We start from the raw sequence: 10,455 nt of genomic DNA on the forward strand, positions 1-10,455 counted from the left end.
GCGTCTCCTTACTCGGCCTCGACCACGCGGACGAGGTGGCCGAGCTTGGCGATCATGCCACGCACGGCCGGCGTATCTTCCAGCGTGCTCCTGCGGCGGATCTTGTTGAGGCCCAGGCCGACGAGGGTCGCGCGCTGGTCCGAGGTACGGCGGATCGGGCTACCGATCTGCTCGACCGTAACGGTCTTGGTCTTAGCCATTGCTCATCCCCTCCGATCAGTCCGTCGACTCGGCGTCGATGCCCTGACGGCGGCTCTGGATCTGCGACACCTTGAGGCTGCGGCGCGCCGCGACCGAACGCGGGCTGTCCTCATGCTTCAGGGCGTCGAAAGTGGCGCGCACCAGGTTGTAGGGGTTGGACGACCCCAGCGACTTGGCGACGACGTCATGCATGCCGAGCGATTCGAACACGGCGCGCATCGGGCCACCGGCGATGATGCCGGTACCGGCCGGAGCGGCGCGCAGGATGACCTTGCCGGCGCCATGACGACCATTGACGTCATGATGCAGGGTGCGGCCCTCGCGCAGCGACACACGCACCAGGCCACGCTTGGCCTGATCGGTAGCCTTGCGGATGGCTTCCGGCACTTCGCGAGCCTTGCCATGGCCGTAGCCGACACGGCCCTTCTGGTCACCGACGACGACGAGCGCCGCAAAACCGAAGCGCTTGCCGCCCTTCACCACCTTGGCAACGCGGTTGATGTGGACAAGGCGGTCCACGAACTCGCTGTCGCGCTCTTCGCGCTGACGATCACGTTCACGTTCACGAGCCATAGAATCCGTTCCTTAGAAGTTGAGGCCGCTTTCGCGGGCCGCATCAGCGAGCGCCTTGACGCGCCCGTGGAAGATGTAGCCGCCGCGATCGAAAAAGACGTCCTTGACGCCCTTGGCAACCGCACGCTCGCCAAGGAGCTTGCCGATTACCTTCGCGGCCTCGATGTCGGCGCCCGTCTTCAAGCTGCCGCGCAGGTCCTTTTCGAGGGTCGATGCGGAAACCAGCGTATTGCCGTTCGCATCGTCGATGACCTGAGCGTAGATGTGCTTGGAAGAGCGGAAAACCGAGAGGCGCGGCCGTCCGTTCGCCACCGAGCGCAGCTGCCGGCGGACACGCGCCTTGCGGCGCTCAAGAGCTTGCCTTGCATTTGCCATGGATTGGCTCCGTTACTTCTTCTTGCCTTCCTTACGGAAGATGAATTCGCCAGCATACTTGACGCCCTTGCCCTTGTAGGGTTCGGGACCACGATATTCGCGGATCTCAGCCGCGACCTGGCCGACCTTCTGCTTGTCGATACCCGACACGACGATTTCCGTCGGCTTGGGCGTCACCACGGTGATGCCTTCCGGGATCGGATAATCGACGTCGTGCGAATAGCCGAGCGACAGCTTGACGACCTTGCCGGCAACGGCGGCCTTGTAGCCGACGCCGTTGATTTCGAGACGCTTCTCGAAGCCCTGCGTCACGCCGACCAGGATGTTGGACACCATGGTGCGCGACATGCCCCACTGGGAGCGAGCGGCCTTGGAATCGTCCTTCGGGTCGACCTTGAACGCACCGTCCTTGAACTCGACCGAGATGAGGTCGGGGATGGTGAAGAAAAGTTCGCCCTTGGGGCCCTTGGCCTTGACGGTCTGACCGTCCAGGCTGGCGGTGACGCCAGCAGGAACAGCAACCGGCTTCTTACCGATACGAGACATTCTAACTCTCCCCCGGCTCAGAACACGGTGCAGATCACTTCGCCACCGACGTTGGATTCACGAGCCTGATGATCGGCCATGACACCACGCGGGGTCGAAACGATGGACACGCCCAGTCCGTTGGCGACGCGCGGAATGTCCTTGACGGACACATAGACGCGGCGGCCGGGCTTAGAGACGCGGGCGATCTCGCGGATCACCGGTGCGCCATCATAATATTTCAACTGGATCTCGAACTCGCTGCGGCCGTTGCCGAAATCGGTAACGGTGTAGGTGCGGATATAGCCTTCCGCCTGCAGCACATCGAGAACGCGAGCGCGCTGGCCGGAACCAGGCGTGGTCACGCTGGTCTTGCGGCGCATCTGCGCGTTACGGATACGGGTCAGCATATCGCCGACAGGATCATTGATCGCCATGACGATACCTCCTCACCAGCTCGACTTCACGAGGCCGGGAACCAGCCCCCTGGAACCGAGTTCGCGCAAAGCAATACGCGACATCTTCAGCTTGCGGTAAACGGCGCGCGGACGGCCGGTCACTTCGCAACGGTTGCGCACGCGCTCCTTGGCGGAGTTGCGCGGCAGTTCCGAGAGCTTCAGACGAGCGGTGAAGCGCTCTTCCATCGACAACGACTCGTCGTTCGCGATGGCCTTCAAGCGGGAGCGCCGGCCAGCATACTGCTTGGCGAGCTTCTCGCGACGCTTGTTCTTCTCAATCGAACTTTTCTTAGCCATGTAGGTCTCCAACGTTCCGCGTTTGAGGGCGGATCAACCGCCTCACTGCCGGAAGGGGAAGTTCATCAACTTCAGAAGCGCACGCGCTTCTTCATCGGTCTTGGCCGTGGTGCAGACGACGATGTCCATACCCCAAACCTGATCGACCTTGTCGTAGTTGATCTCGGGGAACACGATGTGCTCCTTGAAGCCCATGGCATAGTTGCCACGGCCATCGAAGCTCTTCGGGTTGAGGCCACGGAAGTCACGCACGCGCGGCAGCGCGATCGTCACCAGGCGATCGAAGAACTCATACATGCGGGTCTTGCGAAGGGTGACCTTCGCGCCGATCGGCATGTTCTCACGCACCTTGAACTGCGAGATCGCCTTGCGAGCCCGCGTGATCACCGGCTTCTGACCCGCGATCAAAGCGAGATCGGCAGCCGCAACGGTGACCTTCTTGGTGTCGGCGGTGGCTTCGCCCACGCCCATGTTCAGCACGATCTTGGTGATCGTGGGGACTTCCATCGGGTTCTTGTAACCGAACTGCTTGATCAGCTCGGGACGAACCACGTCATTGTAATAGGCCTTCAGACGCGGCGAATAGGCATCGCCATTCGCGGTCTCGGCGGTGGCTGGGGACTTAGCCATCGATCTGCTCTCCCGAACGCTTGGCGACGCGAACCTTCTTGCCGCCATCGAGAACCTTGAAACCGACGCGGGTCGGCTTGCCATCCTTGGGATCGGCAATGGCGACGTTCGACAGGTGGATCGGCGCTTCCTTCGAGATCACGCCGCCTTCCTGGCTCGCCGTCTGGCGCTGATGGCGACGCACGACGTTCACGCCGCGGATGATCGCGCGGTTCTCTTCCGGGAAAACCTGGATCACTTCACCGACACGGCCCTTGGACCGGCCGGTCATGACGACGACCTTGTCGCCCTTCTTGATCTTGGCGGCCATGTTACAACACCTCCGGAGCCAGAGAGATGATCTTCATGTGGTTCTTGGCGCGCAGCTCGCGCGGAACCGGCCCGAAGATGCGGGTGCCGATCGGCTCTTTCTGATTGTTGATCAGCACGGCCGCGTTGCGGTCGAAGCGGATCACCGAACCGTCGGCACGACGGATGTCCTTGGCCGTACGCACGACCACGGCCTTCATCACATCGCCCTTCTTGACGCGCCCGCGCGGAATGGCTTCCTTGATCGAAACGACAATGACGTCGCCGACGGAAGCATATTTCCGCTTCGAGCCGCCCAAAACCTTGATGCACATCACGCGTCGGGCACCAGAATTGTCCGCGACGTCGAGATTCGATTGCATCTGAATCATGACGTACCCTCTTATTCTTCGCAGGCTGGTATCCGCACGCAGCGGACCCGGCCCAACCTCGGGTTTGGCAGCAGGGTCGAAACCCAACCGCCGTGAAGCTCGCTGCCTGCTCGGCTTTGAGCCCACTTCGCCAGCCTCGCGGCCGGCAAATCATTAACAAGCACGAAAGCGCGGCCAAGGCGGTGGAGAGCTCCACCCCTTTCGCCAACGCTCCAGGAAAGCCGGTCTTCTAGCGATTCCTTCGGCCAATCACAAGCACAAAGCCGGCTTCCGCCGGCTTTTATTTTTACCGTGTCGGCTCGAAGGCGCTGGAACGCCTCCCTGCCCTGCCAGACGATCAGGCCTTGGCTGCTTCCGCCGCCTGGTCGACGACGACCCAGCGCTTCAGCTTCGACATCGGGCGGCCTTCTTCGATCCACACGACATCACCGACCTTGTGGCCGTTGCTCTCGTCATGAGCATGGTAGTTCTTGGTGCGACGCACCGTCTTCTTCAGCAGCGGATGGGTGAAGCGACGCTCCACCTTCACCACAATCGTCTTGTCGTTCTTGTCAGAGACGACGACGCCTTGCAGGACGCGCTTGGGCATGAATTATCTCCTCAAGCCTTGGCTTTGGTCGCGGCCTTCTGGCTCTGAACCGTCTTGATCTTGGCGATGGTGCGGCGAACCTTGCGCACCTCGGCCGTGTTTTCGAGCTGACCCGTGGCCTTCTGGAAGCGCATGTTGAACTGCGACTTCTTTTGCTTGGCGAGTTCATCGGCAAGCTGGTCGTCGGACAGCACCTTGATGTCTTGGATCTTCATGGTGTTTTCCTCACTCAGCGATGCGCTGCACGATACGGGTCCTGATCGGCAGCTTGGCGGCACCGAGCGTCAGGGCGGAACGAGCGATATCCTCGCTCACACCGTCGAGTTCGAACATGATGCGGCCCGGCTTGACACGCGCGACCCAATGGTCGGGCGCGCCCTTGCCTTTACCCATGCGCACTTCAGCCGGCTTTGCCGAAACCGGCACGTCCGGGAACATGCGGATCCACACCCGGCCCTGGCGCTTCATTTCGCGGGTGATGGCACGACGAGCGGCCTCGATCTGCCGCGCGGTGATACGTTCGGGCTCCAGAGCCTTGAGGCCGAACTGGCCGAAGTTCAGGAGCGCGCCCGAGGAGGCCACACCGTGAATGCGGCCCTTGAACTGCTTACGGAATTTGGTGCGCTTGGGTTGCAACATGGTTCTATTCTCTCAACTCCCGCGAGCCGCTCACGCAGCTTCGTTACGGGGGCGCGAAGACGAACGGCCGGTGTCGGCCTCCGCCAGGCGCTTGTCCTGGGCCATCGGATCGTGCTCGAGGATTTCACCCTTGAAGATCCAGACCTTGATGCCGCACGTACCGAAGGTGGTGAAAGCCGTAGCCGTACCGTAATCGACATCGGCGCGCAGCGTATGCAGCGGCACGCGACCTTCGCGATACCACTCCAGACGAGCGATTTCGGCGCCACCCAGACGGCCCGAGCAATTGATACGAATGCCTTCCGCACCCAGACGCATGGCAGACTGCACGGCCCGCTTCATGGCGCGGCGGAACGCCACGCGGCGCTCGAGCTGCTGGGCGATGGAGTCGGCAACCAGGGTCGCATCCACTTCCGGCTTACGCACTTCAACGATGTTGATGTGCACTTCCGAAGAGGTGAGCTTCGACACGGCCTTCTTCAGCTTGTCGATGTCGGCGCCCTTCTTGCCGATCACGATACCCGGACGAGCCGAGTAGATCGTGACGCGGCACTTCTTGTGCGGACGCTCGATGACGATGCGCGACACGGCTGCCTGCTTCAGGAGCTTCATCAGCGCCTGGCGGATCGCAATGTCCTCGTGCAGCAGCTTGCCATATTCGCCCTTGTTGGCGAACCAGCGGGAATCCCAGGTCCGGTTGATGCCCAGACGCAGGCCGATCGGATTAACTTTCTGTCCCATCGCTTGCTCCTTACGCCTTGGCTTCGACCTGGCGGACGACGACCGTCAGGTTGGAGAAGGGCTTCTCGATGCGCCCTGCCCGGCCGCGGGCGCGGGCATGGAAACGCTTGATGACAAAAGCCTTGCCGACATAGGCTTCGGAGACGATCAGATCGTCCACGTCGAGGCCATGATTGTTCTCGGCATTGGCAATGGCGCTCTGCAGCGTCTTCTTCACGTCGGTGGCGATGCGCTTGCGCGAGAAGGTCAGGTCGGCCAGAGCCGAGTCCACCTTCTTGCCGCGGATCAGGGACGCGACGAGATTGAGCTTCTGCGGCGAAACGCGCAGCATGCGCGCAACCGCCTTCGCTTCATTGTCAGGCAGGGCCCGTTCGGACTTCGGCTTGCCCATGACTTACTTCCTCTTCGACTTCTTGTCCGCCGCGTGACCATAGAAGGTCCGGGTCGGAGCAAACTCGCCGAGCTTCATGCCAACCATGTCTTCGGTCACCTGCACCGGGACATGCTTCTGGCCGTTGTAGACGCCAAAAGTCACGCCGATGAAGTGCGGCAGGATGGTGGAGCGACGGCTCCAGGTCTTGATGACCTCGCTGCGGCCGGAGCCGCGCGCGGCATCCGCCTTTTTCAGGAGGTACCCGTCGACAAACGGGCCTTTCCAGACTGAGCGGGACACGGGTGGTCTCCTTACTTCTTCTTAGCGTGACGGGACGAGACGATGAACTTGTTCGTCGCCTTGTTCGAACGCGTCTTCTTGCCCTTGGTCGGCTTGCCCCAGGGCGTGACAGGGTGACGGCCACCCGAGGTACGGCCTTCGCCGCCACCATGGGGATGGTCGATCGGGTTCATGGCGACACCGCGGACGGACGGCTTCACGCCGAGCCAGCGCGAACGACCCGCCTTACCCAGCGAGATGTTCATGTGGTCCGGGTTCGACACCGCGCCAACCGTGGCGAAGCAGCTCGACAGAACCAGACGCTGCTCGCCCGAATTGAGGCGCAGGATGACATAGGCGCCATCACGGCCGGCGATCTGGGCATAGCTGCCCGCGGAACGCGCAACCGAACCGCCACGGCCGAGCTTGAGCTCGACATTGTGGACGATGGTACCCACCGGCATCGCCGACATCGGCATGGCATTGCCCGGCTTCACGTCGGCCGAAGCGGCGGCAATCACCTTGTCGCCGACAGCCAGACGCTGCGGAGCCAGGATGTAGGCCTTGTCGCCATCGGTGTAGTCGATCAGCGCAATGAACGCGGTGCGGTTGGGATCGTACTCGATCCGCTCGACCGTGCCCTCGACATCGAGCTTGCGACGCTTGAAGTCGATGATGCGGTAGGCGCGCTTGTGCCCGCCCGACTTGCGGAACGAGGTGATGCGGCCCGTATTGTTGCGGCCACCCGACTTGGTCAGGCCCTCGGTCAAGGTCTTGACCGGCGCGCCCTTGTAGAGGGCGGAACGGTCGACCAGCACGAGCTGGCGCAGGCCCGGCGTAACCGGCTTGTATTTCCTGAGAGCCATTGGTCTCTCTCCCTTTCCGGCCCGCGCCTCAGAGGCCCGTCGTCACGTCGATCGTGTGGCCTTCGGCCAGAGTCACGATCGCGCGCTTGACATCGCTCTGAGTGCCCAGAATGCCCTTGAAACGCTTGGTCTTGCCTTTGCGGACGAGCGTGTTGACACCCGTCACCTTGACATTGAACAGCTTTTCAACGGCGGCTTTGATCTGCGGCTTGGTCGCATCCGGGGAAACCCGGAACACCACCTGGTTATGTTCCGACTGAGCGGTCGCCTTCTCGGTGATCACCGGCGACACGATCACGTCGTAATGCCTGACATCGGTGCTCATTTGAAGCGCGCCTCCAGCGCATCGACGGCCGCCTTGGTCAGCACGAGGCTGTCACGGCGGAGAATGTCGTAGACGTTGATGCCCTGGACCGGCAGCACATCCACGTTGGGAATGTTGCGGGCAGCCAGTGCGAAGTTCTGGTCGAGCTCGGCGCCGTCGATGATCAGCACATTGGCCAGACCACGCTTGCCGAAGGTTTCCTTCAGCGCCTTGGTCTTGATCACTTCGGCGACGGCCTTGTCGACGATGATAAGCTGCTGCGTCTTCGCCTTGGACGAAAGCGCATGCTTGAGACCAAGGGCGCGGACCTTCTTGGGCAGGTCGTGGGCATGGGAGCGCACGACCGGACCGAAGGCGCGGCCACCGCCACGGAACTGCGGAGCCGAGGCTGCACCGTGACGAGCACCACCGGTGCCCTTCTGCTTGTACAGCTTCTTCTTGGTCCGGTTGATTTCGGACCGGCCCAGCGTCTTGTGCGTACCAGCCTGGCGCTTGGCCAGCTGCCAGCGCACGACGCGCTGCAGGATGTCGGCGCGCGGCTCGAGACCGAAGATCTCGTCAGACAGCGTGACCGAACCGGCTTCGGAGCCTTCGAGAGTGGTAATTGCGAGTTTCATCGGCTCCTCCTCACTCGCCGGCCGCTGCCGCAGCAGCTTCGGGCAAGCGGAATGCGCCGGGCTTCGGCGCTGCTTCCGGCAGCTGCTTCTTCACGGCGTCGCGCACCAGGATCCAGCCGCCCTTGGCGCCGGGAACGGCACCCTCGACTAGGATCAGGCCACGCTCGACGTCGGTGCGCACGACCTTGAGGTTCAAGGTGGTGATGCGCTCATCACCCATGTGACCCGCCATCTTCTTGCCGGCGAAAGTCTTGCCCGGATCCTGGCGCTGACCGGTCGAACCATGGGCACGATGCGTGATCGAGTTACCATGGCTGGCGCGGTGGCCGGCGAAGTTCCAGCGCTTCATCGAACCGGCAAAACCCTTGCCGATCGACGTACCCGTGACATCGACGAACTGGCCGGGGACGAAGTGGTCCGCGGTGATCGTCGCGCCGACGGGAATCAGATCGGCTTCCGGCACGCGGAATTCGACGACCTTACGCTTGGGCTCCACGTTGGCAACAGCGAAGTGGCCGCGCTGCGCCTTGGTCGTGTTCTTGACCTTGGCGAGGCCGGCGCCGAGCTGAAGCGCGGTATAGCCGTTCTTATCGTTGGTCCTGTGAGCGACGACCTGGCAATCGTCGAGACGGAGAACCGTGACCGGGACATGCTCGCCAGCGTCGTTATAGACGCGGCTCATGCCGATCTTCTGTGCAATGACACCAGAACGCATGGCGTTCGTTCCTAAGCCTAGAGGAGCCTGATCAGAGCTTGATCTCGACGTCCACGCCTGCGGCGAGGTCGAGCTTCATGAGCGCGTCCACGGTCTGCGGGGTGGGGTCTACGATGTCGAGCAGGCGCTTATGGGTGCGCATCTCGAACTGCTCACGCGATTTCTTGTCCACGTGTGGCGAGCGGTTCACCGTGTACTTTTCGATCCGCGTTGGCAGCGGGATCGGTCCGCGGACGGCGGCGCCAGTGCGCTTGGCCGTCGATACGATCTCGCGGGTCGACGTATCGAGGATACGATGGTCGAACGCCTTGAGACGGATGCGGATGTTCTGGCCGTTCATTGCCCTGACTCCGAAAATTAAATGGCGCGCCGAGTGGCGGCGCGCCGTAAGACGCGCTTTGAAAGCTCTTATTCGATGATGGCGGCGACGACGCCGGCGCCGACGGTACGACCGCCTTCACGGATGGCGAAGCGCAGCTTCTCTTCCATGGCGATCGGCACGATCAGGTTGACTTCCATGGCGATGTTGTCGCCCGGCATCACCATCTCCGTGCCTTCCGGCAGCGTCACCACGCCCGTCACGTCCGTCGTGCGGAAGTAGAACTGCGGACGGTAGTTGCCGAAGAACGGCGTGTGACGGCCGCCCTCTTCCTTGGTCAGGATGTAGGCTTCGGCCTTGAACTTGGTGTGCGGCTTCACGGAGCCGGGCTTGCACAGCACCTGGCCGCGCTCCACGTCCTCACGCTTGGTGCCGCGCAGCAGCGCGCCGATGTTGTCGCCGGCCTGGCCCTGGTCCAGCAGCTTGCGGAACATCTCGACGCCGGTGACGGTCGTCTTCTGGGTGGCGCGGATGCCGACGATCTCGACTTCCTCGCCGACCTTGACGATGCCGCGCTCGACACGGCCGGTCACCACGGTGCCACGGCCCGAGATCGAGAACACGTCTTCGACCGGCATCAGGAAGGGCTGGTCGATCGGGCGCTCGGGCTGCGGGATGTAGTCGTCAACCGTCTGCATCAGGGCCAGGATGGCGTCATGGCCGATCTCCGGAGACTTGTTCTCCAGCGCCATCAGCGCCGAACCCTTGGTGATCGGAATGTCGTCGCCGGGGAACTCGTACTTCGACAGAAGCTCGCGAACTTCGAGCTCGACCAGCTCCAGAAGCTCCGGATCATCGACCATGTCGACCTTGTTCAGGAACACCACCAGCGCGGGAACGCCGACCTGGCGGGCCAGGAGGATGTGCTCGCGGGTCTGCGGCATCGGGCCGTCGGCAGCCGACACGACCAGGATCGCGCCGTCCATCTGCGCCGCACCCGTGATCATGTTCTTCACGTAGTCGGCGTGGCCGGGGCAGTCGACATGAGCATAGTGGCGGTTCTTGGTCTCGTACTCGACGTGCGCCGTCGAGATCGTGATGCCGCGAGCCTTCTCTTCCGGAGCCTTGTCGATCTGGTCATACGCCGTGAACGTCGCACCGCCCGTCTCGGCAAGAACCTTCGTGATCGCCGCAGTCAGCGACGTCTTGCCATGGTCAACGTGACCAATCGTGCCGATGTTGCAGTGCGGCTT

21 protein-coding genes are annotated in these 10,455 nt (G+C 62.5%); all 21 read right to left on the minus strand.

The window, feature by feature from the left end; genetic code table 11:
* Nucleotides 1-8: 8 nt before the first annotated feature.
* On the minus strand, nt 9-200 hold the full coding sequence (gene rpmD / locus ACTJKX_RS18285; RefSeq protein ID WP_311934456.1) for a 50S ribosomal protein L30: 192 nt from the start codon (nt 198-200) through the stop codon (nt 9-11).
* Between the two features lie 16 nt (nt 201-216).
* On the minus strand, nt 217-774 hold the full coding sequence (gene rpsE / locus ACTJKX_RS18290; protein WP_068292104.1) for a 30S ribosomal protein S5: 558 nt from the start codon (nt 772-774) through the stop codon (nt 217-219).
* 12 nt (nt 775-786) lie between these two features.
* Nucleotides 787-1,149 (minus strand): 50S ribosomal protein L18, encoded by a 363-nt coding sequence (rplR, locus tag ACTJKX_RS18295; protein ID WP_149254721.1) that lies wholly within the window; start codon nt 1,147-1,149, stop codon nt 787-789.
* Nucleotides 1,150-1,161: 12 nt separating this feature from the next.
* Complete coding sequence (rplF, locus tag ACTJKX_RS18300) at nt 1,162-1,695, minus strand: 50S ribosomal protein L6 (protein WP_311934455.1); 534 nt, start codon at nt 1,693-1,695, stop codon at nt 1,162-1,164.
* Between the two features lie 17 nt (nt 1,696-1,712).
* Nucleotides 1,713-2,111, minus strand: coding sequence for a 30S ribosomal protein S8 (gene rpsH, locus ACTJKX_RS18305; protein WP_311934454.1), 399 nt, complete (start codon nt 2,109-2,111; stop codon nt 1,713-1,715).
* A 12-nt stretch (nt 2,112-2,123) separates the two neighbouring features.
* Complete coding sequence (gene rpsN, locus ACTJKX_RS18310; RefSeq protein WP_311934453.1) at nt 2,124-2,429, minus strand: 30S ribosomal protein S14; 306 nt, start codon at nt 2,427-2,429, stop codon at nt 2,124-2,126.
* A gap of 42 nt (nt 2,430-2,471) precedes the next feature.
* Nucleotides 2,472-3,059 carry a 50S ribosomal protein L5 gene (gene rplE, locus ACTJKX_RS18315; RefSeq protein WP_311934452.1) on the minus strand — a complete coding sequence of 196 codons (588 nt, stop codon included), beginning with the start codon at nt 3,057-3,059 and terminating at the stop codon, nt 2,472-2,474.
* A complete protein-coding gene (gene rplX / locus ACTJKX_RS18320; RefSeq protein ID WP_149254718.1) occupies nt 3,052-3,369 on the minus strand; it encodes a 50S ribosomal protein L24 in 318 nt (105 codons plus the stop codon). The genes rplE and rplX overlap by 8 nt, the downstream gene beginning before the upstream one ends.
* 1 nt (nt 3,370) lies before the next feature.
* Nucleotides 3,371-3,739 (minus strand): 50S ribosomal protein L14, encoded by a 369-nt coding sequence (gene rplN / locus ACTJKX_RS18325; protein WP_311934483.1) that lies wholly within the window; start codon nt 3,737-3,739, stop codon nt 3,371-3,373.
* A gap of 337 nt (nt 3,740-4,076) precedes the next feature.
* Nucleotides 4,077-4,328 (minus strand): 30S ribosomal protein S17, encoded by a 252-nt coding sequence (gene rpsQ, locus ACTJKX_RS18330; protein ID WP_105862627.1) that lies wholly within the window; start codon nt 4,326-4,328, stop codon nt 4,077-4,079.
* Nucleotides 4,329-4,339: 11 nt separating this feature from the next.
* The gene (rpmC, locus tag ACTJKX_RS18335; RefSeq protein ID WP_068292078.1) at nt 4,340-4,543 is read right to left on the minus strand and encodes a 50S ribosomal protein L29; all 204 of its coding nucleotides are present in this window, start codon (nt 4,541-4,543) and stop codon (nt 4,340-4,342) included.
* Between the two features lie 10 nt (nt 4,544-4,553).
* Nucleotides 4,554-4,967, minus strand: coding sequence for a 50S ribosomal protein L16 (gene rplP, locus ACTJKX_RS18340; RefSeq protein WP_311934451.1), 414 nt, complete (start codon nt 4,965-4,967; stop codon nt 4,554-4,556).
* 30 nt (nt 4,968-4,997) lie between these two features.
* A complete protein-coding gene (gene rpsC / locus ACTJKX_RS18345; protein ID WP_311934450.1) occupies nt 4,998-5,708 on the minus strand; it encodes a 30S ribosomal protein S3 in 711 nt (236 codons plus the stop codon).
* A 10-nt stretch (nt 5,709-5,718) separates the two neighbouring features.
* Nucleotides 5,719-6,099 (minus strand): 50S ribosomal protein L22, encoded by a 381-nt coding sequence (rplV, locus tag ACTJKX_RS18350; protein ID WP_068292065.1) that lies wholly within the window; start codon nt 6,097-6,099, stop codon nt 5,719-5,721.
* A 3-nt stretch (nt 6,100-6,102) separates the two neighbouring features.
* Nucleotides 6,103-6,381 carry a 30S ribosomal protein S19 gene (gene rpsS, locus ACTJKX_RS18355; RefSeq protein ID WP_068292063.1) on the minus strand — a complete coding sequence of 93 codons (279 nt, stop codon included), beginning with the start codon at nt 6,379-6,381 and terminating at the stop codon, nt 6,103-6,105.
* Nucleotides 6,382-6,392: 11 nt separating this feature from the next.
* Nucleotides 6,393-7,226: a 50S ribosomal protein L2 gene (rplB, locus tag ACTJKX_RS18360; RefSeq protein WP_311934449.1), complete on the minus strand. Its 834-nt coding sequence runs from the start codon at nt 7,224-7,226 to the stop codon at nt 6,393-6,395.
* Between the two features lie 28 nt (nt 7,227-7,254).
* Nucleotides 7,255-7,551, minus strand: coding sequence for a 50S ribosomal protein L23 (locus ACTJKX_RS18365; RefSeq protein ID WP_068292055.1), 297 nt, complete (start codon nt 7,549-7,551; stop codon nt 7,255-7,257).
* Entirely contained in the window at nt 7,548-8,168 is a 621-nt protein-coding gene (gene rplD, locus ACTJKX_RS18370) for a 50S ribosomal protein L4 (RefSeq protein WP_068292053.1), read from the minus strand. The genes ACTJKX_RS18365 and rplD overlap by 4 nt, the downstream gene beginning before the upstream one ends.
* Before the next feature lie 10 nt (nt 8,169-8,178).
* Nucleotides 8,179-8,883 carry a 50S ribosomal protein L3 gene (gene rplC / locus ACTJKX_RS18375; protein WP_068292051.1) on the minus strand — a complete coding sequence of 235 codons (705 nt, stop codon included), beginning with the start codon at nt 8,881-8,883 and terminating at the stop codon, nt 8,179-8,181.
* A gap of 31 nt (nt 8,884-8,914) precedes the next feature.
* Nucleotides 8,915-9,223: a 30S ribosomal protein S10 gene (gene rpsJ / locus ACTJKX_RS18380; RefSeq protein WP_068292049.1), complete on the minus strand. Its 309-nt coding sequence runs from the start codon at nt 9,221-9,223 to the stop codon at nt 8,915-8,917.
* Nucleotides 9,224-9,291: 68 nt separating this feature from the next.
* Nucleotides 9,292-10,455, minus strand: a 1,164-nt coding sequence (gene tuf / locus ACTJKX_RS18385; protein WP_440726080.1) for an elongation factor Tu, incomplete at its 5' end; no start/stop codon positions are given.

This window comes from Labrys sp. 22185, from assembly GCF_052045555.1.
GTDB lineage: Bacteria > Pseudomonadota > Alphaproteobacteria > Rhizobiales > Labraceae > Labrys > Labrys neptuniae.